At 56.5% G+C, this 24281-nt stretch carries 26 protein-coding genes; 15 read left to right on the top strand and 11 right to left on the bottom strand.

Annotation, left to right across the window (positions count from 1 at the left end; all coding sequences use genetic code 11):
- Positions 1–169: 169 nt before the first annotated feature.
- The 6 genes from Q0746_RS12095 to Q0746_RS12070 form a co-directional block, all read right to left on the bottom strand.
- Positions 170–799: a DUF1194 domain-containing protein gene (locus Q0746_RS12095; RefSeq protein WP_298260593.1), complete on the bottom strand. Its 630-nt coding sequence runs from the start codon at positions 797–799 to the stop codon at positions 170–172.
- A 46-nt stretch (positions 800–845) separates the two neighbouring features.
- Complete coding sequence (locus Q0746_RS12090) at positions 846–1916, bottom strand: M48 family metallopeptidase (protein ID WP_298260591.1); 1071 nt, start codon at positions 1914–1916, stop codon at positions 846–848.
- Positions 1917–1995: 79 nt separating this feature from the next.
- Positions 1996–3027 carry a MaoC family dehydratase gene (locus Q0746_RS12085; RefSeq protein WP_298260589.1) on the bottom strand — a complete coding sequence of 344 codons (1032 nt, stop codon included), beginning with the start codon at positions 3025–3027 and terminating at the stop codon, positions 1996–1998.
- Positions 3027–3230, bottom strand: a complete 204-nt coding sequence (locus Q0746_RS12080; protein WP_298260587.1) for a DUF1737 domain-containing protein — start codon at positions 3228–3230, stop codon at positions 3027–3029. The genes Q0746_RS12085 and Q0746_RS12080 overlap by 1 nt, the downstream gene beginning before the upstream one ends.
- Positions 3230–3802, bottom strand: coding sequence for an NnrU family protein (locus Q0746_RS12075; protein WP_298260585.1), 573 nt, complete (start codon positions 3800–3802; stop codon positions 3230–3232). Before Q0746_RS12075 ends, Q0746_RS12080 begins: the two co-directional genes overlap by 1 nt.
- Positions 3799–4650, bottom strand: a complete 852-nt coding sequence (locus Q0746_RS12070) for a CoA ester lyase (protein WP_298260583.1) — start codon at positions 4648–4650, stop codon at positions 3799–3801. Before Q0746_RS12070 ends, Q0746_RS12075 begins: the two co-directional genes overlap by 4 nt.
- Positions 4651–4954: 304 nt before the next feature.
- Here Q0746_RS12070 and Q0746_RS12065 point away from each other — a divergent pair, with 304 nt between their 5' ends.
- Complete coding sequence (locus Q0746_RS12065; protein WP_298260581.1) at positions 4955–5275, top strand: hypothetical protein; 321 nt, start codon at positions 4955–4957, stop codon at positions 5273–5275.
- Between the two features lie 11 nt (positions 5276–5286).
- Here the strand turns inward: Q0746_RS12065 and Q0746_RS12060 are convergent, their stop codons facing one another.
- Positions 5287–6039 carry a sulfite exporter TauE/SafE family protein gene (locus tag Q0746_RS12060; RefSeq protein WP_298260579.1) on the bottom strand — a complete coding sequence of 251 codons (753 nt, stop codon included), beginning with the start codon at positions 6037–6039 and terminating at the stop codon, positions 5287–5289.
- A gap of 164 nt (positions 6040–6203) precedes the next feature.
- Here Q0746_RS12060 and mdh point away from each other — a divergent pair, with 164 nt between their 5' ends.
- Positions 6204–7166: a malate dehydrogenase gene (mdh, locus tag Q0746_RS12055; protein WP_298260577.1), complete on the top strand. Its 963-nt coding sequence runs from the start codon at positions 6204–6206 to the stop codon at positions 7164–7166.
- Positions 7167–7220: 54 nt separating this feature from the next.
- Here the strand turns inward: mdh and Q0746_RS12050 are convergent, their stop codons facing one another.
- Entirely contained in the window at positions 7221–8153 is a 933-nt protein-coding gene (locus Q0746_RS12050) for a DMT family transporter (protein WP_298260575.1), read from the bottom strand.
- Positions 8154–8259: 106 nt separating this feature from the next.
- Positions 8260–9273, bottom strand: coding sequence for a glycosyltransferase family 2 protein (locus tag Q0746_RS12045; protein WP_298260573.1), 1014 nt, complete (start codon positions 9271–9273; stop codon positions 8260–8262).
- A 225-nt stretch (positions 9274–9498) separates the two neighbouring features.
- On the opposite strand from Q0746_RS12045, the gene sucC reads away from it, so the two are divergent.
- From sucC to lpdA, 12 genes are all read left to right on the top strand, one after another.
- Complete coding sequence (gene sucC, locus Q0746_RS12040) at positions 9499–10692, top strand: ADP-forming succinate--CoA ligase subunit beta (protein WP_298260571.1); 1194 nt, start codon at positions 9499–9501, stop codon at positions 10690–10692.
- 2 nt (positions 10693–10694) lie between these two features.
- Positions 10695–11102, top strand: coding sequence for a hypothetical protein (locus tag Q0746_RS12035; RefSeq protein WP_298260569.1), 408 nt, complete (start codon positions 10695–10697; stop codon positions 11100–11102).
- Between the two features lie 9 nt (positions 11103–11111).
- Positions 11112–11996 carry a succinate--CoA ligase subunit alpha gene (sucD, locus tag Q0746_RS12030; RefSeq protein ID WP_298260567.1) on the top strand — a complete coding sequence of 295 codons (885 nt, stop codon included), beginning with the start codon at positions 11112–11114 and terminating at the stop codon, positions 11994–11996.
- Positions 11997–12010: 14 nt separating this feature from the next.
- Positions 12011–12628 carry a hypothetical protein gene (locus Q0746_RS12025; RefSeq protein ID WP_298260565.1) on the top strand — a complete coding sequence of 206 codons (618 nt, stop codon included), beginning with the start codon at positions 12011–12013 and terminating at the stop codon, positions 12626–12628.
- Complete coding sequence (locus Q0746_RS16740; protein ID WP_363322761.1) at positions 12628–13122, top strand: DUF805 domain-containing protein; 495 nt, start codon at positions 12628–12630, stop codon at positions 13120–13122. Before Q0746_RS12025 ends, Q0746_RS16740 begins: the two co-directional genes overlap by 1 nt.
- A complete protein-coding gene (locus Q0746_RS12020) occupies positions 13119–16073 on the top strand; it encodes a 2-oxoglutarate dehydrogenase E1 component (protein ID WP_298260563.1) in 2955 nt (984 codons plus the stop codon). Before Q0746_RS16740 ends, Q0746_RS12020 begins: the two co-directional genes overlap by 4 nt.
- 1 nt (position 16074) lies before the next feature.
- Positions 16075–17568: a 2-oxoglutarate dehydrogenase complex dihydrolipoyllysine-residue succinyltransferase gene (gene odhB / locus Q0746_RS12015; protein ID WP_298260562.1), complete on the top strand. Its 1494-nt coding sequence runs from the start codon at positions 16075–16077 to the stop codon at positions 17566–17568.
- A 2-nt stretch (positions 17569–17570) separates the two neighbouring features.
- Entirely contained in the window at positions 17571–17978 is a 408-nt protein-coding gene (locus tag Q0746_RS12010; RefSeq protein ID WP_298260560.1) for a hypothetical protein, read from the top strand.
- 28 nt (positions 17979–18006) lie between these two features.
- Positions 18007–18252 (top strand): hypothetical protein, encoded by a 246-nt coding sequence (locus Q0746_RS12005; protein ID WP_298260558.1) that lies wholly within the window; start codon positions 18007–18009, stop codon positions 18250–18252.
- 36 nt (positions 18253–18288) lie between these two features.
- Positions 18289–18759: a hypothetical protein gene (locus tag Q0746_RS12000; protein ID WP_298260556.1), complete on the top strand. Its 471-nt coding sequence runs from the start codon at positions 18289–18291 to the stop codon at positions 18757–18759.
- On the top strand, positions 18756–19145 hold the full coding sequence (locus tag Q0746_RS11995) for an MAPEG family protein (protein WP_298260554.1): 390 nt from the start codon (positions 18756–18758) through the stop codon (positions 19143–19145). Before Q0746_RS12000 ends, Q0746_RS11995 begins: the two co-directional genes overlap by 4 nt.
- Before the next feature lie 62 nt (positions 19146–19207).
- Positions 19208–20596, top strand: coding sequence for a dihydrolipoyl dehydrogenase (lpdA, locus tag Q0746_RS11990; RefSeq protein WP_298260552.1), 1389 nt, complete (start codon positions 19208–19210; stop codon positions 20594–20596).
- A 97-nt stretch (positions 20597–20693) separates the two neighbouring features.
- Here the strand turns inward: lpdA and Q0746_RS11985 are convergent, their stop codons facing one another.
- Positions 20694–21344: a GntR family transcriptional regulator gene (locus tag Q0746_RS11985; RefSeq protein ID WP_298260550.1), complete on the bottom strand. Its 651-nt coding sequence runs from the start codon at positions 21342–21344 to the stop codon at positions 20694–20696.
- Between the two features lie 116 nt (positions 21345–21460).
- Here Q0746_RS11985 and Q0746_RS11980 point away from each other — a divergent pair, with 116 nt between their 5' ends.
- On the top strand, positions 21461–22816 hold the full coding sequence (locus Q0746_RS11980) for a cytochrome c peroxidase (RefSeq protein ID WP_298260548.1): 1356 nt from the start codon (positions 21461–21463) through the stop codon (positions 22814–22816).
- On the opposite strand, the gene Q0746_RS11975 is transcribed toward Q0746_RS11980, so the two are convergent.
- Positions 22813–24279, bottom strand: coding sequence for a CRTAC1 family protein (locus tag Q0746_RS11975; RefSeq protein WP_298261267.1), 1467 nt, complete (start codon positions 24277–24279; stop codon positions 22813–22815). The two genes, Q0746_RS11980 and Q0746_RS11975, sit on opposite strands and share 4 nt — an antisense overlap.
- Positions 24280–24281 lie beyond the last annotated feature (2 nt).

The raw sequence follows: 24281 nt of genomic DNA, 5'->3' as shown, positions 1-24281 counted from the left end.
CGCGTCCTTCATTTGCTACAATGTTTGAGTGCTATCATTAGACTATTAACAACATGAGTCACGCCCCATACGGCCCGAAATGCGCGATGAAATGTAGCAATTTCTTGATATTTTGACCTTTGTGATCACAGCAAATAATTTAGTGATCACAAAAATCGAAACGAAGCATCTACTTCACTAAGGCCACTTGTTTGGTGATTTCACGCAATAACTTCTGCCGGATTCGGTCTGGATACTCTTCGAAGTTGGACGCCTGCATTGCGAAACTCCCGGGTCCCGAGATGAGAAATCTGCGGTAGTATTCAACCAATCCGGTGTCGGAGGCCTCAATTGCCAATCCGTTGATTGTTACCCCATCTCGCAGGGCGCTGGCTTTCAGTTCTTGAGGTGGCACACCCTCGTTTGACACCCCATCACCGGACACATCGATGACCCGCCGCCCGCACTCTGGAACTTGGACAAATTGCTGCAACGAGAAACCGACTGCCTCGCCTATGGCTGTCGAGAAACTGCGCCATTCCCGCGTCGCCCCCCCAACGCGGGCGGCCAATGCATCAGCGGCGTCAAAATCGGTGACCTGCGTCCATGGTACGGATACGATCTGGCGCGACGATCCGGTCCATTGGATCAACATCACTTTTGCTTGCGCGACCACAAGTGCCTCCGACACAGCGCCGTCGGCCAGTGCAGCCCCTAGGCCTTTCATCTGCACTTGATATTCATGTGGATTTACCGACCCAGACACATCGACCGCCAGCACCAAGGCCAGCTCGCAAGCTTGCGCGGAGGCGCAGCTCATCCATGTGCTCAGAAAGATCGCAGAAAGTCGCATCCCAATCAGTATGCTACTGAACCTCTAACATTTGTAGCATTTTCACGCCTTCCATCTCGATGATCGGCTTAAGCTCCGCGTCGATCCCCGCTCGGTAGGGGATTGGTGTCCCCTGCGGGTCCGTCAGGTTTTCCAGAAAATTTATCCGCTCCACAGTCGGCGGGTGGCTCATGTCAACGCAATGCGCCTCCTCGGCCATCTGCACCCCCAACTCAGCGCGCACCTGCTCTGACGGGGTCATGGCGTGGCGGCAAAGCTGGTCAAAATACGCCGTCCCATGCGGCAGCAATGAAGGTGCCATTTCCAAATACCCTTCATGAAGCAGTGGCATATAGCTGAGCTTGCGCAACGTCCCTATCACCGCCTCACGCCCAGCCGCGCGCGTCGCGATAGCATCAGCGAAATATTCGGCCCGTTGGCTGTCAAGAAAGCTAAGCCGCGTCAGCAGCACCCAAAGCTGCGAGAACGCCGCCGCGAAAATCCACATGATGCCGCGCCCGAAGATATCCTCTGCTTCTGACTCGCGTAGGTAGTATCCTTCTTGGTCGACAAGCCGCGAAGACCCGCACAAAGCATGCCATTCAGCAACGGAATGCAGCCCCGCTTGCAAGATGCCGGTGCGCGCTTGGTCGCCATTCACCTGATGCGAAATCTCATGCGCGATAAGGGCAACGCGTTCTTCCGCGCTCAGGATTTGCCACAGAGCAAAGCCTATCCCCAACACGCGCTCCCCGACGCGTTCAACTGAATGCGCGTTGAACTCAGCGCCGAATTGCACCTTGGTTATAGGCTGGCCGCCCAGCCGCTCTGCGATCTGATCTGTTAGGGAGAACAGCTCTGGCAGGTCGTCGCGCGTGAAAAACTGCCCCTCAATTGTCGGACGTCTTGGGCGGACATAAAAGCCGACAGCCACGATCAATCCGCCGAAGAACAGCAGCAACGGATTAGGGAACCCCAGAACGCAAAGCACCACTCCACCGATCATCAAAACGAAAGGCACGATCAGCATAATGCCCGAGAGCCCCTGCGCGATGCGGGTGCTCATGGATACTTGGCCCACCTGCCCCGCCAAAACATCGCGCATGGCAGCGTCTCGAACCGCCGCGCCTAGGCGCTTGTGCGCTTTGGCGGTCCACCTCGCAAGATATGATCCGCTCAAGTGTCTAAACCGGCATCAAGGCCCAGTAGTCCAGATCAAGCAGCACGCCCGGAAGGTACTTGCCGTCTTCGCCCTTCAACGAGAAGGGCGCCGCCTCTGCCTTTTGCGCAACAAGGCGCAGGCGGATTGCCCCGACGCCAGGCTCGCCCGTCTCTTGGATGTCCAGCACCTCGGACCACGCCTTGACCGTGTCCCCTGCCCCACATGGGTTGGCATGCGCGCCCGAGTTCAGGCCCACGATGATCTGCGCATTGGCCAAGCCGTTGAACGACAAGGCCCGCGCCAAAGAGATAACATGCCCGCCATAGATCAGCCGTCCGCCGTCGCGCGCAGTGGCGTCAAAATGCACTTTCGCGGTATTCTGCCACAGACGTGTGGCCAGCATATGCTCGGCCTCCTCGATCGTCACACCGTCCACGTGGTCGATCTTTTCGCCGACAGTATAGTCACCCAGCCGGTGCGGCTCGCCTGCTTGGGCAAAGTTGTAGTTTTCGAAACTCAGCCCCTCAGGCACGATCAGGTTGCTGACATCGACTGTCGGCGCCAGCTCCGGCACCACTGTCTGCGGTGCGGGCGCATCGATATTGCCCTTACGCACCATCACCCAGCGCACATAGCTAAGAACATCTTCACCCAGCTGGTTTGAACCCGTGGTGCGCACCCAAACAACGCCGGTTTTACCGTTGGAGTTTTGCTTCACACCGATCACTTCTGACCGAGAACTGATGGTGTCGCCCATATGCACGGGCTTCAAGAACCGACCTTCGGCATAGCCCAGATTGGCCACTGCATTCAGCGAAATATCGGGAACCGTTTTGCCAAAAACCGTGTGAAAGGCGATCAAATCGTCCAGTGGGGCTTCGTGCAAGCCGCAATCTCGGGCGAATTCATCCGACGAGTAGAAGGCGTGGCGTGCTGGATACAGCGCGTGATACATTGCCCGCTCACCACCGGATAGCGTGCGCGGGACGGCGTGTTCTATCACCTCTCCGACGGTGTAATCCTCGAAGAAACGGCCTGCATTCGTCTTGCTCATTATTGCTGTCCTAGCTTCATGTCGGGGGTGTAGTTTCCCGCGATCTCTTTCGTGACGGCCTGACCACAACGCATAACGCCATTTGACGCGTCAAATGCATAGGTCGGGTCACCGTATAATTCCCAGCCCTTCGAGAGCGCCTCTGACACCTTGTGGCAAAATGCCGAAGTGTCGTCTTCGGTGAGCAGTCGGTAGATTTTCATCACAGGCCTCCGAACGGGCTGTAGCCCAAAAATGTGTGGATGCCAGCCACAATGCTGAACAGCACCAATGTGACAACAACCAAAACGATTTCCTTCTTCGCCGGCGCCTGTTCCGGTGGTGTCCATGGGCCTTCGGCTCGGTTAATCAGGATCATAGAAATGATCGCCCACGCCAACATTCCGCCAAACAGGATCACCGAAGCCAAATCGCCATTGGCCAGCAAATGCGCAAAAGCCCAAATCTTCACCGCCCCCAGCATAGGGTGGCGAATTTTCGTACCCAGCCAAACCATGGCAGGCTTCGCCGCAGAAGCACCAAAAACATAAAACGCCAACAGCATCAGCAGATTATTGATATGCCCGAAAAAACTAGGCGGCGACCAAATAGGAATGAACTCCGCGTTGCGGTAGCCCATGACCATAAACACCAACGCCAAGACCAGCGCGGCGGTGATTACGCCCTTTGACGCCTCGCCCATTTTGTCGGTCATTGCACCGCGAAAATCCGGCGCCAGCCGCTTTATCCAATGAGCAAAGGCCCACAACAGAACCCCAAGTGTTAGTAGCGTCATGCACCCTCCAGCAGGTTGATAGCGTTTGCTTTGGCCAATAGCCGCGTCGCTGTCTCAACATGCAGGTTTTCTACGATTTTACCATCCACAACCGCAACACCTTGCCCTTCGGCCTTGGCTTGCTCAAAGGCGGCAACCTGTCGGCGCGCCAGATCCAGATCGTCCTCGGAGGGGGCAAATACAGTGTTGGCCGTGCCAATCTGCGCCGGATGGATCAGGGTTTTTCCATCAAACCCCATGTCGCGGCCTTCTTCGCATTCAACACGCAGGCCATCTTCATCCTTAAACGCATTGTAAACGCCATCCACACACACCAGCCCTTCTGCGCGGGCCGCAAGCAGGCACATCTGCAGGCTGGTTCTCATAGCATCACGGCCCCGCGAACCAAGGTCTTTGGCCAAATCATTGGTTCCCATCACAAACCCCTCGACCTTCGGAGCAGCGGCGATTGTTGCCGCGTTCAGAATGCCGCGAGGCGTTTCCATCATCGCCCAAATCGTCGTGTTGCCCTTCAACCGTTTGGCAAGGTCAGACACCACTTTCGGATCTTCGACTTTGGGTAGCAAGATCGCATCAGGTGCCACTTCGACAAAGGTCGCCAGATCCTCCGCGCCCCATTGCGTATCGCCACCATTCACGCGCACGATACATTTGCGCGGTCCATAGTCAGTGTCGCGCAAAGTTTGCGCCAGCAATTCACGAGCGGCAATTTTTTCATCCGGCGAGACAGCATCCTCCAGATCAAAGATGATCGCATCGACGGGAAGGGACTGAGCTTTCTCTAGCGCACGGGTTTTGGAGCCCGGTATGTAGAGCACCGAACGATAAGGCTGCGCGACGTTTTGCATCAAATTGCACTCCTGTTTTGACATATTATTACTCACCACAACCCGGCAGTCTCTGCAACAGGTGATTTGCCGCAGTGCAGAATTTTCCGTACATCCGTCACTCTACACTTAAGTTTCTTCAAGTTTTCACTATTTAGCGCGAAAATTCGCCAGCAACGCGCGGTCCTTTAACCAGATATTCTTGGATATTCGCAATTCTACTCCTGCAGCGAACGGTGCCATTGGCCAAAAGGCAAACATCGTTCGCGCTGCGTTTCCGATCGCGTCCGAAATTTGCGCGATCCCCAACGAAAGGACCGTTGAAATGACGAAATACCTCTTTGGGCTCTCCTTTGGACTTGTGGCATTTTTATTGGCCACCAGCATCTCCTCGGCGCAACCCAGAAACATGTGCGCGGATCGCAGTGCGGTGATGCAAAAACTGGTCACAAAATTCGGGGAAACCCGCCGATCTATGGGGCTGGCTACGAATAGCGGGATTGTGGAATTGCACGCTTCCGACGACACAGGATCATGGACCATAACCGTCACTCATCCCAATGGCATCACATGTCTGGTGGCCGCAGGAAACTCCTTTGAAATGGTAGAAGATGAACTTCCCGCGTCCCTTGGCGCGCCGACCTAGGCCATCGTGAGCTAGGTCAAACCATCAAAGATCAGCTTGCTGCCTGCGCCTAAAAGCAGCGCATAAGTGAGCAAAAAGAAATAGCGCTCCGGCATCGCCCGGTGTGCGTAGACCCCCATCACCACGCCGACCAACAACGGGGGTAACATGTAAAGATCGGCCAGAAAGGTCTCCCAGCTGAATACGCCCAAAAAGGCGTAGGGCACGGCCTTCATTGCGTTGATGGCCCAAAAGGAAATAACTGTCGTTGCCTGATAGGTCGTCTTGTTCATCCCTTGAGACAGCAAAAACATGGCCGCAGGCGGACCACCGGCGTGGCTTACGAAACTGGTGAAACCAGAGACCACCCCAGCGATCACTCCGACGCGCCCGTTGAATTGCGACTGCGCTTTAATCACCCACCCGCGTGCGCGCGCTATCTGGAACGCCACGAACCCAAGGGAAATTGCACCGATCAACACACGTAGCACATCGGGGTTGGTGGCTTTATACAACAAGGCCCCCAAGATGACGCCAGGGAATCCGCCGATGATCAAAGCCTTGGCGCTTGGCCAGTGCCATTCCCCCCAAAACGGGCGCAAAGTCGCGACATCCGCAATCATGAGCAATGGCAACATGATCCCCAATGCAGTCGCAGGAGGTAGGAACAACGCCAGAATCGCCGTTGCCACAAAGGCCGCCCCGCCCCCGAATCCTCCTTTGGCGACGCCTGATATGAAGGCTGCCGGCAAGGCCAGTGCAAAAAAGGTGGCATCAAGTTCCATATGCCACAGCTATGGCGGAAAAGGCCTTAAGTTCAACAGCTAACGGCAAATGAGTTCCGCCCAGATAGATCACGATTGCCCGTTCTGCGCTGCGGCACTCTTGCGCGATCACCCCGCAGGCGCTACCCATCGCCCCCAACATCAACCGACGAAGGACCATTCACATGGCCAGACCTAAAATTGCCCTGATCGGCGCCGGACAAATCGGCGGCACGCTTGCACATCTCGTAGCTCTGAAAGAGCTTGGCGACGTCGTCTTGTTCGACATTGCAGACGGCACCCCGCAGGGTAAAGCACTCGACATCGCTGAAGCAGGCCCCGCGGGCCCGTTCGACGCAACGTTGAAAGGCACCACTGACTATGCTGACATCGCAGGCGCAGACGTCTGCATCGTCACCGCCGGTGTTCCCCGCAAACCTGGCATGAGCCGCGATGACCTGTTGGGCATCAACCTGAAAGTAATGAAATCCGTCGGCGAAGGCATTGCTGCCAACGCACCAGACGCATTCGTTATCTGCATCACAAACCCGCTGGACGCGATGGTTTGGGCGTTGCGCGAATTCTCTGGCATGCCCCATGAGAAAGTTTGCGGCATGGCTGGCGTTCTTGATTCTGCCCGTTTCCGTCACTTCCTTGCGACTGAATTCGAAGTCTCCATGAAAGACGTAACCGCGTTCGTTCTGGGCGGCCACGGCGACACGATGGTCCCGCTGACCCGTTACTCCACAGTTGCCGGCATTCCATTGCCGGATCTGGTGGACATGGGGTGGACCACGCGGGAGAAAATGGACGCAATCGTTCAGCGCACCCGTGACGGTGGCGCCGAAATCGTCGGCTTGCTGGGCAACGGCTCTGCATTCTATGCGCCTGCAACCTCCGCCGTCGAGATGGCCGAGAGCTACCTGAAAGACCAAAAGCGCGTTCTGCCTTGTGCAGCTTACGTTGACGGCGCTTACGGCCTTGATGGCTTCTATGTGGGCGTGCCGACCGTTATCGGCAAAGGCGGCGTAGAGCGGGTCGTTAACATCAAGTTGGCCAAAGACGAGCAGGCTATGTTCGACAAGTCTGTCGACGCCGTTAAAGGTCTCGTTGCAGCCTGCAAAGAAATCGACGGATCGCTGGCGTAAGCCATCGCTCAAGACCACATTACAAAGGCCCGCTTGTCACACAGCGGGCCTTTTTTATTGGGCGCTGTCATGTTCCTTTTGGGAAAACCGAGCAAACACCCGCCCGTCTGTCACCGCAAACCCCAAGGCGATAACGGCGAAGCCGACCCACGCTTGCAGCTCCATTCGCTCTCCCAAGAACAAAACGCCAAGTCCAATGGCGAACGGTGGAATGAGCAACGTCACTAGCATCAAATTGGCAGCACCCGACTTAGCCAGAATGGCGAAATACAAAACATAGGCCACTACAGTGGACACGGTCGCCAACCCCAACAGCGCGCCCCAAACACCCAGCGACAAATCCATATTCGGCGGGCCATCGATGGCCACGACAATCGGGATCATCAGCACAGTACTGCCGATCAGCATCCCCAATGCATTCATTAGCGGCGGTTGTTCCGCAAGCAGCAGCTTCCCCCAAACACCCGCAAAAGCATAAGACAGCGCCGCGCCGATCACCGCGAGTTGGGCCATATTCCCAAGGCTAAATCCGGTAATCACTTCTGGCCCCATGATGCAGGCCACCCCCAAAACCCCCAAGCCCGCACCAATGATTTTCTTCTGGGTTAGCGGTTCATCCACAAGAAGAACTCCGGCCACCACAGCCCCAAACATTGCGGTGGTGGCGTTTAGAATTGAGGCAAGGCCACTGTCGATTTGGGTTTGCCCCCAGAAAATCAGCGAAAACGGAATGGCGTTATTGAGCGCCCCCATACCCAAATAGCTCCCCCAAACGCGGAACGAGCAAGGGACGGGAATTTTGCGAAACCAAACAACAAAGGCCAAAACAGGTATCGCCCAGAACACACGATGAAGTGTTATGGTCAGCGGTGGAACCTCGCGCAGTGCAACTTCCGCAAAGAAGAACGACCCTCCCCAAACAGCCGCAAGAAGCAGCAGCATTGCTATGGTTTTCATGTCCATTGAGGGCGGCTGTTTTAACTGCACGTGAGGTATCCGTCTGAGGGCGTGGTGCAGTGAGCATCGCTGAACCACATCAAAAGAGCGACCCGTTTCTTGATCAAACCATATCCTTTGCGTGCCCTATACACCCTCAGAGCTGATCGAAGAACTCCGCCTTCTCGCGCCTCAGCCATGCATCAAACGTCGCAGCGGACAGGTCCAGATTTTCATGGGGCAGCAGGGCCTTCAACCCGCGCGTGACATCAAAGGGAATGTTCATCAACAGGTTCTCCTGCTGCAATGTCTCTGCCAAAACATCTAGCACCTTGATCCGGTCATGCAGCGCATTTGCGGCTGCCAAGTCCCCGCCACCATCTTCAATCGCATCGATTTGCGCCTGCATCTGTTCGGTGATCGGCTGACCCACCTGAAGGTTCCGAAACAGCGCCTTCCGCAGGCGTTTGAACACCCAATGCAACCGCGTCATCCCGTCGAAGTGCAGGATCACCGAAGACCGAGAGCGCTTCATCCCAGGAAATGTCCAAGGGCGGTCAGTGTCGTGATGCGGGCGATGGATGCCCAAAACATAGTTGTAGCCAGTCGGGGAACAGGCCTTTCCCTCACTATGCCCAGTTAGGCCGAAACGCGTGAGCCCCTCGTCGTCTAGCGTCAGGTGATCGTAGTTTCCCTCAGCTTTCTTGGTAGAGACACGAAAGTTCTGGCTAAACATGCCGATGTCGGCCTCGCCCTGCAGCCAAACCCGTTCCACATTCGGAATGCTGAGGTAGTGGCCTGGGCGCATGCGTTGCAGTCGGGCCAATTCGTGCTCCAGCGGCTCGACCTGATGAATGAACTCGTCAGCATCCAGATGGACAAGGTAATCCACATTCGTCCGGTTGTAGGCGAGAGTTGCGTTGAGTGTCTGGCGACGTTGGTGGGTTTTGGGAACCTTTATATCAAGCTCCGAACGCCAGTAGTTTGCATCCGCAACAGTCACATGCACTGCCTTTAGCGGCTCCAGTAATGCCCGCGTTTCAGGGTTGTCGCGATCCAGATAGATATGTACCGCCGAGGCCCCCGACCACAGGTGATGGGCGGCATAGGCCGCGACAAGTTCCGGAGGTTCGTCCATCGTCCCGACGACGCCCCAAGTAGGTGCAGGCATGATACAGGCTGTCCTATGTTCGGTTGTTCATATTTTATAAGTCCCAGCGTGCGCCAATGACGTCAATGCCTAACGCGATTCGCCTTATCACATCATTTTGTGATCACACGTTTTCAAACTGTGATCACAAATGTCGCTTTTCTGGCCTTGAGGTCAATTTCGACGTTTGTATTAAGGTTTTCACATGTATCAAAGTCTAGAACCCCCTGACTCAAGGAGAGAGTTTTGAACATCCACGAATATCAAGCGAAAGCCCTGCTTCGCTCCTATGGCGCACCGGTCTCCGATGGCCGTGTCGTCCTCGCCGCTGAAAACGCGAAAACCGCAGCTGGTGAGTTGGACGGCCCGCTTTGGGTTGTCAAAGCTCAGATCCACGCTGGTGGCCGCGGCAAAGGCTCCTTCAAGGAAGCTGACGCTGGTGAAGCTGGCGGTGTGCGTCTTTGCAAATCCGTTGAAGAAGCGGCCAATGAGGCCAAGAAAATGTTGGGCCGCACTTTGGTCACGCATCAGTCCGGCCCTGCTGGCAAGCAAGTGAACCGCATCTACATCGAAGACGGCTCCGGCATTGAAACCGAATTGTACCTCGCTTTGTTGGTTGATCGCCAAACAAGCCAAGTATCCTTTGTTTGCTCCACCGAGGGCGGCATGGACATCGAAGAAGTCGCAGCATCCACCCCTGACAAAATCCTGTCCTTCTCTGTTGATCCGGCAACAGGCTACCAAGCCTTCCACGGCCGTCGCATCGCGTTTGAGCTGGGCCTCAAAGGCGGGCAGATCAAGCAGTGCGTTCAACTGATGGGCACGCTTTACAAATTGTTCGTCGAAAAAGACATGGAAATGCTGGAAATCAACCCGCTGATCGTGTCCGACAAGGGTGACTTGAAATGCCTCGATGCCAAGATGGGCTTTGACGGCAACGCAATCTACCGCCACGCCGACATCGCGGAGCTGCGCGACGAAACCGAAGAAGACCCCAAAGAGCTTGCAGCGTCGAAATACGACCTGAACTACATCGCTTTGGACGGTGAAATCGGCTGCATGGTGAACGGTGCTGGTCTGGCAATGGCCACAATGGACATCATCAAACTCTACGGTGCTGAACCTGCCAACTTCCTCGACGTAGGTGGCGGTGCGACCAAAGAGAAAGTGACCGAAGCGTTCAAGATCATCACCTCCGATCCAAACGTCAAAGGCATCCTCGTGAACATCTTCGGCGGCATCATGCGCTGCGATGTCATCGCCGAGGGCGTTGTCGCCGCGGTGAAAGAAGTGGGCCTGAAGGTGCCATTGGTTGTGCGTCTCGAAGGAACTAACGTTGAAGAGGGCAAAGCCATCATCAACGGCTCCGACGTGGACATCATCGCAGCCGACGATTTGAAGGACGGCGCCGAGAAAATCGTGAAAGCGGTTAAGGGGTAGTGATGTTCGGCCGCGAAATTATCTTGATCAGTACATTGGCAGTCATGATTGGCTGCCAACCAACTGTGCCGAAAGGTAAAACGCTGGTCCCCGCACCCGAAGTTACAGGTCTTTTCAGACATGTTTGCCTGTCAGATGCTCCTGAAAAGCGCCTTGTGTTCCCCTTTGTGGAGTTAGGTAACGATACGTATCGCCATAGCAACTTTGATCTACAGTTTAGCATCAGTGGAAAATCTTGTTCGATGGTGGCGATGCTGGAAGAACCCAATGGTAAACTGTCAGACCCACGCGTCGAAGCAAGCCGCGCATCCAAAATTCGTATACTGAACCAACTCCGCGCCATGAAACCGGGCATCAAAACAAATATTCGCGAAGACGGCTACGTCGCCGCGACAACCGAGTTAAACTAGGAGGCCCACATGGCCATTCTCATTGACGAAAACACCAAGGTAATCTGTCAGGGCTTTACCGGCTCTCAGGGCACTTTCCACTCCGAACAAGCAATTGCTTACGGCACACAAATGGTTGGCGGCGTAACACCCGGCAAAGGCGGTCAAACCCACCTGAACCTGCCTGTCTTCGACAGCTGCCACGAAGCCGTGGAGCGCACTGGCGCGGATGCGACCGTGATCTACGTCCCCCCCCCCTTCGCGGCGGATTCCATTCTGGAAGCCATCGACGCGGAAATCCCGTTCATCTGCTGCATCACCGAGGGCATTCCAGTTCTCGACATGATGAAAGTGAAGCGCGCGCTGGAAGGCTCTTCCTCCCGCCTGATCGGGCCGAACTGCCCGGGCGTTATCACACCTGACGCCTGCAAAATCGGCATTATGCCGGGTCACATCCACAAGCGCGGCTCTGTTGGTGTTGTTTCGCGCTCCGGCACGCTGACTTATGAAGCTGTGAAACAAACCACAGACTCCGGTCTGGGCCAGTCCACAGCTGTTGGCATCGGTGGCGACCCCATCAAGGGCACAGAGCATATCGACGTGCTGGAAATGTTCCTTGCAGATGACGAAACTCAGTCGATCATCATGATCGGCGAGATCGGTGGCTCCGCCGAGGAAGAAGCCGCGCAGTTCTTGGCTGACGAGAAGAAAAAAGGCCGTTGGAAACCAACAGCTGGTTTCATCGCTGGTCGCACGGCCCCTCCTGGCCGTCGCATGGGTCACGCGGGCGCGATCGTCGCTGGCGGCAAAGGCGACGCGGAAAGCAAGATCGAAGCGATGAAATCCGCTGGTATCGTTGTGGCTGAAAGCCCCGCAGGCTTGGGCGAAGCCGTTCTGGCAGCGATCGCAAAATGATCAAAGCGGTCGCCATGGCAGCGTGCGCAAGCACCGCTTTGGCGGCCACTTCCCTTGTGGCCAGCGCCCAGACCCTCACCGAAATGTCTGCCTCCATCGAAGCATGCCACTTGCCGCACGCAAATGTTAGCGATACCGTTGACGTCTTAGCGCAGCAAGGCTGGGTTCTGGTCCCCGAGGGCGACCTATCCTCAGACACCATCGAGCTGTTGATCTGGCCCCAAGTGGCCTTCTACGCCAATGGCGACACCGGTGGTGAGCAGCTCAAAGCAATTGTCGACCTGCAGCGCAAAACCGTCGCTGGCTTTGCAAAGAAGAAAGACATCCCCCAAAGTAAGACCCGCATCCTGACCCGCCAAATCGGCGCGGATGCTGAGGCTGTTTTGGTACAATGGCTCCAACCAACTCCTTCTACCGTCAACATCATCTGCCGCTTCGCGCTGTCGTCCGCCAGCGTCACCGGACAAGGCTCCAAGGATTTCGGCTCGCCCGTGACAACCAAAGCCGAAAAGGGCGGGATTTGGACGACCACCGTCCTGAACGCCGACAGCCTTGCCGCGAAAATCAATGCCCCTGTTACCGTAAGTGGCATCGTTCAAACGCAAGCGAACTTCGCTTCGGAGGGCAACTGATGGGCCCCGTTCAAGCTGTACTCAACGGTCTACTCAAGTTTCCGGTTTTCACTGGTCGTGCTTCGCGTTCAGAGTTCTGGTGGTTTGCACCAGTCTGGGCTTTCGCGACAGCATTTTTGACGGAAAAAATCATCGCCGCAGACGTTGTAACGAATTCAATTCCTCATAAAACTCTCTTGTGTCTCGCAATCAGTCTTCCAATTTGGTCTGCGACCTCCAGACGGCTTCAGGACACGGACGAGCCCGGGTCACAAGTGCTTTGGCCATTGTTGTGGCTCTCAGCATTACCGTTATTGTTTGTGCTACCATTCAGCCCGCTCGCGGCCTTTTTTCCCTTTGGCACGATAATTTTCACACTCATCGCCATCGCCGTTTTGGCCGTGTGCGCGATTATCCCCTTTGTGATCATGGGCCCACTGATCGGGCAAATGATCCTCCCCTCCACACCCGCCCCCAATCACTACGGTCCCAACCCTAACGAGGTCCCAACATGACCGAGCACTCCTCGAACGACCAGTTTCACGCGTCTTCCTTCATGCAAGGGCACAACGCCGAGTATCTGGAACAGCTATATGCGCGCTACGCCAACGATCCGAATGCAGTCGATGAGGGCTGGCGGGATTTCTTCAAGGCCTTGGGTGACGCCGATCTGGACGTGAAGCAAGAAGCCGCAGGGCCATCTTGGGCGCGCGCTGACTGGCCACCACAACCCAGCGATGACCTGACCCAAGCGTTGGACGGCCAATGGGCCGAACCGGAAAAAGCCGCCGAGAAGATCAAAGGCAAAGCGGCCGAAAGAGGTGTGGCCGTCTCGGACGAGCAGGTCAAACAGGCCGTGCTCGACAGTATTCGTGCGATCATGATCATCCGCGCCTACCGTATCCGTGGCCACCTTGCCGCGAATCTTGATCCGCTGGGCATGAAAGAGCCGGAACCCCATCCCGAGCTGGAGCCAAAGAACTACGGCTTCACCGAAGCCGACATGGACCGCCCTATTTTTATCGACAATGTGCTGGGGTTAGAAACAGCCTCGATGCGCGAAATCGTGTCGATCCTGAAGCGGACATACTGTGGCACCTTTGCGCTGCAGTACATGCATATCTCCAACCCCGAAGAAGCGGGCTGGCTGAAAGAGCGCATCGAAGGCTGGGACAAGGAAATCACCTTTAGCCGCGAGGGCCGCAAAGCGATCCTGAACAAGCTGGTCGAGGCCGAGGGCTTCGAGAAATTCCTGCACGTCAAATATATGGGCACCAAGCGCTTCGGCCTTGATGGCGGCGAAAGCCTCGTACCCGCGATGGAGCAGATCATCAAACGCGGCGGCAGCTTGGGCGTCAAAGACATCGTCATCGGCATGCCCCACCGCGGCCGCCTGTCGGTGCTCGCCAATGTGATGAGCAAACCCTACAAAGCGATCTTCAATGAATTCCAAGGTGGCTCTTTCAAGCCCGAGGATGTCGATGGCTCCGGCGACGTGAAATACCACCTTGGTGCATCATCCGACCGCGAATTTGACGGCAACAACGTCCACCTTTCGCTGACCGCCAACCCGTCACACCTAGAGGCGGTGAACCCTGTTGTGTTGGGGAAATCGCGTGCCAAGCAAGACCAGAACAACGACGAAGACCGCATCACTTGCATGCCGATCCTGTTGCACGGCGACGCGGCCTTTGCGGGCCAAGGCGTTGTGGCCGAAGGCTTCGGTCTGTCGGGCCTGAAAGGCCACAAGACCGGCGGCACCATGCACATCGTGGTCAACAACCAAATCGGCTTCACCACCGCGCCGCATTTCTCGCGCTCCTCGCCATACCCGACGGATATCGCGCTTATGGTGGAAGCCCCGATCTTTCACGTGAACGGCGATGATCCGGAAGCGGTGGTTCATGCGGCCAAAGTCGCCACGGAGTTCCGCCAGAAGTTCCACAAAGACGTGGTGATCGACATCATTTGCTACCGCCGCTTCGGACACAACGAGGGCGACGAGCCCATGTTCACCAACCCGTTGATGTACAAAAAGATCAAGAAGCAAAAGACCACGCTGACGCTCTATACCGAACGTTTGGTGCGCGATGGATTGATCCCAGAGGGCGAGATCGAGGATATGAAAGCCTCCTTCCAGTCTTATCTGAACGACGAATTCGAAGCCGGCAAAGACTACAAGCCAAACAAAGCCGATTGGCTGGATGGAAAGTGGTCGCATCTGGACAAGCGCGATGCTGAAAACTACCAGCGCGGGCAAACCTCTATCTCGAACGATACGTTTCAGGAGGTCGGTCGTGGCTTGTCCACCGCGCCAGACGGCTTCCCCTTGCACAAAACGATCGGGCGCTTGCTGGAATCTAAGGCCAAAATGTTTGACACCGGCGAAAACATCGACTGGGCGACGGGCGAAGCCTTGGCGTTCGGCTCTTTGTTGACGGAAGGGTATCCTGTGCGTCTGTCCGGTCAGGACTGCACACGCGGCACATTTAGCCACCGCCATTCGGGCCTGATCAACCAAGACACCGAGGAACGCTACTACCCGCTCAACAACATTCGCGCGGGGCAATCACAGTATGAAGTCATCGACTCCATGCTGTCCGAATACGCGGTCTTGGGGTTTGAGTATGGCTATTCGCTGGCTGAACCAAACGCGCTGACCCTATGGGAGGCCCAATTCGGTGACTTCGCCAACGGCGCGCAGATCATGTTCGACCAGTTCATCAGTTCCGGTGAAAGCAAATGGTTGCGTATGTCCGGCCTCGTGTGTCTGTTGCCGCATGGCTATGAGGGCCAAGGCCCAGAGCACTCCTCTGCACGTCTTGAGCGCTTCTTAACCATGTGTGGCGGCGACAACTGGATCGTGGCCAACTGTACAACGCCCGCCAACTACTTCCACATTCTGCGCCGCCAGATTCACCGCGATTTCCGCAAGCCATTGATCCTGATGACGCCGAAATCCTTGCTGCGCCACAAATTGGCCGTGTCCAAGGCGGAAGAATTCACCGATGGCTCCAGCTTCCACCGCGTGCTTTGGGATGATGCCCAGCAGGGCAATTCCGATACGACGTTGAAGGCTGATGACAAGATCAAGCGCGTCGTTATGTGTTCCGGCAAAGTCTATTACGACCTGCTGGAAGAGCGCGACGCGCGCGGCATTGACGACGTCTACCTTCTGCGGTTTGAGCAGTTTTATCCGTTCCCTGCCATCTCGGCGGTGAAGGAATTGGAACGCTTCCCGCAGGCCGAAATGATCTGGTGTCAGGAAGAACCGAAAAACCAAGGTGCATGGTCCTTCATGGAGCCAAACATCGAATGGGTTTTGACCCGAATTAATGCGAAACACTCGCGTCCGGTTTACGCTGGTCGCGCCGCCGCTGCCTCGCCTGCGACCGGTCTGGCCAGCCAACACAAAGCACAACAAGCAGCACTCGTGAACGATGCGCTGACAGTCAAAGGAAACTAATATGTCCGAGATCCGCGTCCCAACCCTTGGCGAAAGTGTCACTGAAGCCACTGTAGCAACTTGGTTCAAAAAACCTGGTGATACTGTTGCCGTCGATGAAATGCTCTGCGAGCTGGAAACCGACAAAGTGACCGTCGAAGTCCCATCGCCCGTCGCTGGCACCTTGTCAGAAATTGTCGCCGCCGAAGGCGAAACCGTTGGCGTTGACGCCCTGTTGGCGCAAGTCTCCGAGGGCGACGCTGCCCCCGCCGCAGCCCCAGCAACCGCTGAAGTTGCCCCTGCACCTGCTGCAGGTGGTGACACGGTCGACGTGATGGTCCCGACACTGGGCGAGTCAGTTTCAGAGGCCACCGTTTCCACTTGGTTCAAAGCAGTAGGCGACACTGTCGCGCAGGACGAAATGCTGTGCGAGCTGGAAACCGACAAGGTTTCTGTTGAGGTTCCGGCCCCAGCCGCAGGCACCATCGTGGAAATCCTTGCGGGTGAAGGTGCGACCGTAGACGCGACCGCGAAACTGGCGGTTCTGTCGTCTTCCGGTGGTGCGGCTGTTGCCGCGGCACCTGCGGCGTCCGCAACCACCGCTTCTGCGCCTGCTGCAAGTGGCGCAAAAGACGTCGAGAACGCCCCAAGCGCCAATAAGATCATGGCCGAAAAAGGGATTGATCCTGCAACCGTCCAAGGCACTGGCCGCGATGGTCGCGTGATGAAGGAAGATGCGCTGAAAGCAGTCGTGGCCCCTGCCGCTCCGGCTCCGGCTGCCTCTGCACCGCGCGCTCCGGTCTCTGCCGATGATGCCTCTCGTGAAGAGCGGGTGAAGATGACCCGCCTGCGCCAGACCATTGCGCGCCGCCTGAAGGAAAGCCAAAACACCGCCGCGATGCTCACCACCTACAACGAGGTCGACATGACCGAGGTGATGGCGCTTCGCAACGAGTACAAAGACCTGTTCCTCAAGAAGCACGGCGTAAAACTTGGCTTCATGTCCTTCTTCACCAAGGCCTGTGTTCACGCGCTGAAAGAAGTGCCGGATGTGAACGCCGAAATCGATGGCACCGATGTGGTTTACAAAAACTACGTCCACATGGGCATCGCTGCGGGCACACCTACAGGTCTGGTTGTTCCGGTTATCCGCGACGCCGACCAGATGTCCTTTGCGGATATCGAGAAGGCCATCGCCGAGAAAGGCGCACGCGCACGTGACGGCAAACTCAGCATGGCAGAAATGCAGGGCGGCAGCTTCACCATCTCTAACGGTGGCGTTTACGGCTCGCTGATGTCCTCGCCGATCCTGAACCCGCCACAGTCCGGCATCCTTGGCATGCACAAAATCCAAGACCGCCCGATGGCGATCAATGGTCAAGTGGTGATCCGCCCGATGATGTATCTGGCGCTGTCCTATGACCACCGCATCGTCGACGGCAAAGGTGCCGTGACATTCTTGGTTCGCGTGAAAGAGGCGCTTGAGGATCCACGTCGGTTGCTAATGGATTTGTAAAAGTGCAACTGCGCTTTAGGAGAAAACGAGTATGGGCCGCTGCACTGTTTGTCGGCCTATTTCTAGCTTTGGTCGTGTTTGATGTTCTGGATCAAGGTTTATTTCCAGAGCGCTTCCCGCTTGCTTTGAGGGCCCTCGGTTTCATCGTTCCTGTTATAGCACTATGGCTACTAATCGACATCTTTCGTGATACTTCCAGACAGGTTTGGTTGGCGACGCTCGGATTGACCGCAACCCTGTTTGTATATGCAGTTGGAGTTTTTCGTGCACCACTCCGCCCTGGCGATACTATTCTAGATCCATTGCTTGCGGCTGTCATATTGTCGTTGCCTGACCTGTTGGGTTGGGGCTTCGTTGTTTGGGCTTTGAAGTCCTCTCAATTTGATTTCGCCGAACAATCCCGTGATTGAGCTCACCCAGCCCTCTTTAAGGACCCCAATGGCCTACCTCTCACCCACATCCCTCACCTGCCCAAAATGCGATTTCACAGATGAAATCCGCATCGTGGTAGGTGTTGGCCCGAACTCGGGCAAAGGTGATACGCCTTATCGGCGTTTCCAAGGCGCGGGTGGATTTCTCAAAGGCACCAATGAGGATGGCTCCAGAGATGGAACATTACGCTGCCCGAATGATGGCACTATTGTCTGGGCCAACAAAGCAGGCAAGAAGGCGTCAGATAGTTAAATGTCCGTGAACCCTCCCCTATCTACCAGCCAGCGAATGGCAATATGGACCGTCTATCTGGTGGCTGCGGGCATTTGTTTTGTTACTGCAGTGGGGCTGTTTCAAACTTTGATGCGCGCCTACAGCTTTGACATGGCGTTGGTTTTGGGCTTGGTCCCGACAGCGGCAACTTTCCTTGCGGCTATCATGCTTCTTGAAGGAACGCGGCAAAGACGCCGCTGGGCTTTCTGGCCCGCACTGGTGGTGTTGGTCGCAATTGTTCCTTCCAATATCGTGTCGCTCATTGACTATTCCCTCAACCCGAACCTGCCCGCCGCAGGTTTTGCGTCCGAACAAGACGTCGCGAGCCGTGGGGCTAGCCCCCTTCGCGCACTCCTCAAACCAACCGAAGCGGGGTTTTGGGGCAATCGTATGAAAACCATTCTCGCCACACTAGTGGTTCTTTTGATCGTAGCGTTGCCAACCCCCATACTCTGGCGCCTCCGCAGTAAAGGTGTTCTAAGGTGACTACTGAACTCACCATCCTCGCCCTCGCAGGCCTTCTCCAAGCGGTTCAGTTCTGCCTCTACTCGGTCGCCGCAACGAGACAGGTTGGCACCAAAGTCAGCCTTGGCCCGCGTGACATCAAGCCGGAGCTGTCGGGGATCGCCGGTCGCTTGCAACGCGCCTTGAACAACCACTTCGAGGGACTGATCCTATTCACCCTCTCCGTGGTCGTCGTCACATTGGGCAAGCAAAGTTCTCCTGTGACCGAAACATGCGCCTACCTCTACCTCATCGCGCGGGTGCTATACGTCCCCGCCTATGCGTACGGTCTGTCGCCTTGGCGCTCGGTCGTCTGGACGGTAGGCTTCTTCGCAACCATCACCATGCTCATCGCGGCTTTGATATGAAAAGCCGCCTCAACAAAATGCCGACACCCAATTTCGCCTCATACAGGTAAGGAGATACCTCAATGTCTAGCTACGACGTCATCATCATCGGCTCCGGCCCCGGCGGCTATGTCTGCGCCATTCGCTGTGCTCAACTTGGCCTGAAAACCGCCATTGTGGAAGGTCGCGAGACCCTCGGCGGGACCTGCTTGAACGTCGGCTGCATCCCGTCCAAAGCCTTGCTTCACGCATCGCATCAGTTGCACGAAGCAGAGCACAACTTCGCCAAAATGGGCCTGAAGGGCAAAGCACCTTCCGTCGATTGGAAGCAGATGCTCGCCTACAAAGATGACGTGATCGATACCAACACCAAAGGCGTCGAATTCTTGATGAAGAAGAACAAAATCGACTGGATCAAAGGCTGGGCGTCCATCCCCGCTGCCGGTCAGGTCAAAGTTGGCGACGAGGTCCACGAGGCCAAAAACATCGTGATCGCCAGCGGCTCCGAAGTGTCCACTTTGCCCGGCGTGGATATCGATGAAAAAGTTGTCGTGTCCTCTACCGGCGCGTTAGAACTGGGCAAAATCCCGAAGAAACTGGTGGTCATTGGCGCTGGCGTTATCGGGTTGGAGCTGGGATCTGTTTACAAACGCTTGGGCGCGGAAGTGAAGGTCATAGAATTTCTCGATGCCATCACCCCGGGCATGGATGCTGATCTTGCCAAAACCTTCCAGCGCACTTTGAAAAAGCAAGGTCTAGAGTTTCAACTAGGGGCCGCCGTGCAAGGGGTTGAGGTTAAAAACAACAAGGCCAAGGTCACTTATAAGCTGCGAAAAGACGACAGCGAGCACGTGGAAGATGCAGATGTCGTTCTGGTTGCCACTGGCCGCAAACCCTTCACAGACGGCCTTGGGCTGACCGAATTGGGCGTCGAGCTAGAACCGCGCGGCCAAATCAAAACCGACGCACATTGGGCGACGTCAGTAAAAGGCATTTATGCCATTGGCGATGCAATTTCGGGTCCGATGCTGGCACATAAAGCCGAAGATGAAGGCATGGGTGTTGCAGAGGTTCTCGCGGGTCAAAAGGGCCATGTGAATTACAACGTCATCCCCGGAGTGATTTATACCCATCCCGAAGTCGCCAATGTTGGCCTCACCGAGGAACAATTGAAAGACGCAGGTCACGCCTATAAGGTCGGCAAGTTTTCTTTCATGGGCAATGGTCGCGCCAAGGCCAATTTCGCCGGCGAGGGCTTCGTAAAAATCCTCGCAGACAAAGATACGGACCGCATATTGGGGGCTCACATCATTGGCCCAATGGCGGGGGATTTGATCCATGAAATCTGTGTTGCGATGGAATTTGGTGCCGCCGCCGAAGATCTTGCCCGCACATGCCACGCACATCCGACCTATTCGGAAGCCGTGCGTGAAGCAGCCTTGGCTTGCGGTGACGGCCCTATTCACAGCTAAACGCTTGCTGCCCCATCATTGCTTCGAAAATACCTCGGGGCGTGGGGCAGCGCCCCACATTCAATTCTTGGGCGGGCCGCAAGGTCCGCCCAAGGCGCTACTGCGCAAGCATCCTTAGCCCTTGAGTTACATCCGCACGCACCGCCAATCTTAGCCCCGGTTCATCTCCGGCTTTCAGGGCCGCGACGATGAGCCGGTGGTGTTGCGGCAACTCCGAGCGTCGCAACTTCTCATAAAGGCTACGCATTGTCGGGCCCATCTGCAGCCATACTGTTTCCGCCATCGCCAACATCGCCGGAGCTTGCGCACGCAAGTACAAAGTGCGGTGAAACTCCAGATTGGTGCGGATGTAGCCAACGGGGTCTTGGCGGGTGATGGCCTGAGCAATCGAGCCATTGATGGATTGCAGCCGGTCGATCAGCGCCAGATGTGCGCGTGGCAATGCGCGGGCGGCCAACTCCGGCTCCAGTAGCGCGCGCAGGGCTGCCAATTCTTCTATCCGGTCGTTTGACAATTCAGGCGTCGATATTCGCCCCGAGGACGACAATGTAAATGCGCCTTCCGCCACCAAGCGCCGCATTGCCTCGCGCGCGGGGGTCATCGACGCGCCAAACTCCGCTCCGATGCCGCGCAGGGTTTTGGCGGACCCCGGCAGAAGCTCGCCATGCATGACTTGCGCGCGCAAACGTCGATAAATCAACTCATTGGTCGCGCCGCTGGGCTCTGGTTTGGCAGAATTTATAAGCATGTCGCAAACTGTGATCACATAATTGGCCACGGTCAAGGGAGCACCACCATAGATGAGACGTTTTGTCTTGCAGGCAACCCATATTGGAGGAACTGTATAACTGCAGCTCCACAGCTATGTCCCACATCCGAGTAAAGCACATGCATGTCATCGCCTTTGCAACCTTCTGCCTTTTGGCAACTTCGTCCTTCTGCGCAGCACAAGTGGCCTATCCTTCCCCGATTACCGAGGACGCCTATGAGGCCATAGATTTGCAAGAAGCCAAATTAGGCCAGCTCTTGTTTTACGACCCCATTTTGTCGGGCAACAAAGAAGTTGCCTGTGCGACGTGCCATCACCCGCGCTTTGGCACGTCAGATGGTGTCTCGTTGTCATTTGGGGATGGTGGCACCGGCTTCGGGCAACATCGCCGCGCCAATGCCGAAAACCTCCCAGAGGAACGTATCCCGCGAAATTCACCCGCTTTGTTCAACCTTGGGGCCAAAGAGTTCACCAGCCTGTTCCATGACGGTCGCCTCGAAGCCGACCCTGCGCAACCGAATGGTCTGCGCAGCCCGATGGATGCGGATATGTCGCTCGGGTTTGCTTCGGTTCTTTCTGCTCAGACGATGTTCCCCGTTCTCAGTCGCGACGAAATGGCGGGCTCTCATGGGGAAAATGATATCGCCCGCCTCATTCGCCAAGGCATCATAACCGGCGATGGCGGGGCATGGGACCGGCTTGCACGCCGCGTCGCGGGCATTGACGCCTACGCGGCGCAATTTTCGACAGTTTACCCGCATATTAACACCGCTGATGACATCGCCTTCACCGACATTTCCAACGCCATTGCGGTCTTCATGGCGCATGAGTGGCGGTCTGACAGCGCGCCCTTCGACGCGGTTTTGCGCGGCGATCGCCATCCCACAGGTCCGGCGCACCGCGGTGCGCAGCTTTTCTACGGGGCGGCCGGTTGTGCTGAATGCCACAGCGGCCCTTTCCTAACCGATCACAAGTTTCACGCCATGGCTGCCCCACAAATCGGGCCCGGAAAGGCTGCCAGCTTCGAAACCCACCACAAGGACGAGGGGCGTTTTCGGGTGACGGGGCGGCCTGAGGACTTATATGCGTTCCGCACTCCATCCTTGCGGAATGTGGCGCTGACCGGCCCCTACGGCCACGCAGGGGCCCATAAAGACCTCGATCAGTTCATTCTGGATCACGCCGATCCTGCGCGGGCCTTGTTTCACTACGACAGATCACAAGCGGTTTTGCCGCCCTATGAGGCACTCGACTTTGCGGTGATGGATGACCTGCACCAGTTGCAGGCCATTGCGGATGCGGTTCAGGCAAGGCCTGTGCAGTTGACCCAAGAGAACCTGTCAGATTTGATCGCGTTTCTGGACAGCTTGACCGACCCGATCAGCGTCACCGGACGCTTGGGCATTCCTACAAACCTCCCCAGCGGGCTAAAGGTGCCAACGGGCGATTAAGGCTTCGTCAGCACAATGTTTCGCCCCGCGTCCGACCGATGTTGCGACGTGCTGCCATCGGGCCAATGCACGTGTATCGTGGCGGTGTTCTGCTCGCCCAGCCCAAAATGACGCGGCAAATGTTGACCGCCTGCATGCCCGCCACCGATGGTTTGCTGAATGGTCTGAGACCCCATTGACGTTTCAACCTCGATTGTCGCCCCGACAGCATGACGATTGCCGCCAGATTGCCACAAGGACACGCCAAGCCAATTGCCCGTGTTGGCTGTCTCGTTGCGATATAGTTCCAGCGGCGCGCGGCGGTTCGACACAATGAGGTCAAGCCGCCCGTCCAAGTCGAAATCTGCCAAGGCGGCTCCGCGAGAACGGTCCAGCGTCGCAATCCCCGCCTGTGCCGCCACCTCCAAGAAAGTGCCATCAAGGGCCTGTATCAGCAGATTGTTGGGGTCGCGTGTCGCCATACCAGGCATCTGATCCACATTGCCCTTCGCGATAAACAAATCCGCACGACCGTCATTGTCGACATCCCCGAACTCAGCGTGCCAACCGGTAGAGGGGCGCCCGTCCCCGCCTGTATGCGGTCGCTGCGCATAGGTGCCGATGGCATAATCCGCCGCCTGATAGGCGCCATCGGGCATTGCGAATTGCAACAATTGGTCCCCCATAGAGGTCAGCATGACCTCATCCAAACCATCTGCGTTTAGATCACGGCTGGCGATCCCCATGCCCCAGAGCGACACATTCTGCCAGCCGTCTTCCTGCCCCAAGTAGCGCCGGTCATGAATGTCCCACATCTGCTCATGCCCGCCGGACACATAGTAATGCCGATCGTTTGACAGGCGCAAAGTCGGGCGACCTCGGGCGTCCTTGGCTGCTAGAATGGACAAAGGGCAAAACCCCGGGGTCAAAGCATATCGGGCATAGCCGTCTTCGGTGGGACGCAAAATCGCGTTGTCATCACAGGCCTCAAACGGCCCGTTGGGATCCGCGCGGTCCACGTAGTTTCCAATGGCCAGAACCGGCCGTGACAGGTCACTTTCCCACCACGCGGTGAAGGCGGTGGACCATGCATCGTCTACTGGCAAACCGAACTCGGCCGTTGCATCCGTGAAGCGACACTCAGCCCCGCCCTTTAGCACGCGGTTGCTGCCGACGCGCAGAACGAACAAGTCCATGTACCCATCCGCATCCAGATCAATCGGATATGCGCCCGTTACCCCCGTCAGGGTCGGAATATCCACTTGCGAGAAAGAGAACTCGCCCTCATTGCGGATCATTGCCGCGGGATTTTCGCCACCGGCTGCGAAGACGTCGGGCAAGGCGTCTGCGTTGCAGTCAAATACCGCAAGACCTCCGCCGACGAAATGCTCCCAGCCGCCGCCGTAGACATGGTGTGGAAGCTCTGCGGAGCGGTCGCTGAAATGTGGCTCTGCCCACGCTTGCTGGCTCACGCATAAGGCCATGA

The sequence above is a fragment of the uncultured Litoreibacter sp. genome (genome assembly GCF_947487515.1).
Lineage (GTDB): Bacteria > Pseudomonadota > Alphaproteobacteria > Rhodobacterales > Rhodobacteraceae > Litoreibacter.
Note: the sequence above shows the minus strand (reverse complement) of the source record. Positions and strands in the feature narration are given on the sequence as shown.

Excerpts from the sequence above, each read along its gene's own strand:
- Q0746_RS12095 (WP_298260593.1), bottom strand. The coding sequence starts at position 799 with ATGAGCTGCGCCTCCGCGCAAGCTTGCGAGCTGGCCTTGGTGCTGGCG.
- Q0746_RS12090 (WP_298260591.1), bottom strand. The coding sequence starts at position 1,916 with ATGCGCGATGTTTTGGCGGGGCAGGTGGGCCAAGTATCCATGAGCACC.
- Q0746_RS12085 (WP_298260589.1), bottom strand. The coding sequence starts at position 3,027 with ATGAGCAAGACGAATGCAGGCCGTTTCTTCGAGGATTACACCGTCGGA.
- Q0746_RS12080 (WP_298260587.1), bottom strand. The coding sequence starts at position 3,230 with ATGAAAATCTACCGACTGCTCACCGAAGACGACACTTCGGCATTTTGC.
- Q0746_RS12075 (WP_298260585.1), bottom strand. The coding sequence starts at position 3,802 with ATGACGCTACTAACACTTGGGGTTCTGTTGTGGGCCTTTGCTCATTGG.
- Q0746_RS12070 (WP_298260583.1), bottom strand. The coding sequence starts at position 4,650 with ATGCAAAACGTCGCGCAGCCTTATCGTTCGGTGCTCTACATACCGGGC.
- Q0746_RS12065 (WP_298260581.1), top strand. The coding sequence starts at position 4,955 with ATGACGAAATACCTCTTTGGGCTCTCCTTTGGACTTGTGGCATTTTTA.
- Q0746_RS12060 (WP_298260579.1), bottom strand. The coding sequence starts at position 6,039 with ATGGAACTTGATGCCACCTTTTTTGCACTGGCCTTGCCGGCAGCCTTC.
- mdh (WP_298260577.1), top strand. The coding sequence starts at position 6,204 with ATGGCCAGACCTAAAATTGCCCTGATCGGCGCCGGACAAATCGGCGGC.
- Q0746_RS12045 (WP_298260573.1), bottom strand. The coding sequence starts at position 9,273 with ATGCCTGCACCTACTTGGGGCGTCGTCGGGACGATGGACGAACCTCCG.
- Q0746_RS12035 (WP_298260569.1), top strand. The coding sequence starts at position 10,695 with ATGTTCGGCCGCGAAATTATCTTGATCAGTACATTGGCAGTCATGATT.
- sucD (WP_298260567.1), top strand. The coding sequence starts at position 11,112 with ATGGCCATTCTCATTGACGAAAACACCAAGGTAATCTGTCAGGGCTTT.
- Q0746_RS12025 (WP_298260565.1), top strand. The coding sequence starts at position 12,011 with ATGGCAGCGTGCGCAAGCACCGCTTTGGCGGCCACTTCCCTTGTGGCC.
- Q0746_RS16740 (WP_363322761.1), top strand. The coding sequence starts at position 12,628 with ATGGGCCCCGTTCAAGCTGTACTCAACGGTCTACTCAAGTTTCCGGTT.
- Q0746_RS12020 (WP_298260563.1), top strand. The coding sequence starts at position 13,119 with ATGACCGAGCACTCCTCGAACGACCAGTTTCACGCGTCTTCCTTCATG.
- odhB (WP_298260562.1), top strand. The coding sequence starts at position 16,075 with ATGTCCGAGATCCGCGTCCCAACCCTTGGCGAAAGTGTCACTGAAGCC.
- Q0746_RS12005 (WP_298260558.1), top strand. The coding sequence starts at position 18,007 with ATGGCCTACCTCTCACCCACATCCCTCACCTGCCCAAAATGCGATTTC.
- Q0746_RS12000 (WP_298260556.1), top strand. The coding sequence starts at position 18,289 with ATGGCAATATGGACCGTCTATCTGGTGGCTGCGGGCATTTGTTTTGTT.
- lpdA (WP_298260552.1), top strand. The coding sequence starts at position 19,208 with ATGTCTAGCTACGACGTCATCATCATCGGCTCCGGCCCCGGCGGCTAT.
- Q0746_RS11985 (WP_298260550.1), bottom strand. The coding sequence starts at position 21,344 with ATGCTTATAAATTCTGCCAAACCAGAGCCCAGCGGCGCGACCAATGAG.
- Q0746_RS11980 (WP_298260548.1), top strand. The coding sequence starts at position 21,461 with ATGTCCCACATCCGAGTAAAGCACATGCATGTCATCGCCTTTGCAACC.
- Q0746_RS11975 (WP_298261267.1), bottom strand. The coding sequence starts at position 24,279 with ATGGCCTTATGCGTGAGCCAGCAAGCGTGGGCAGAGCCACATTTCAGC.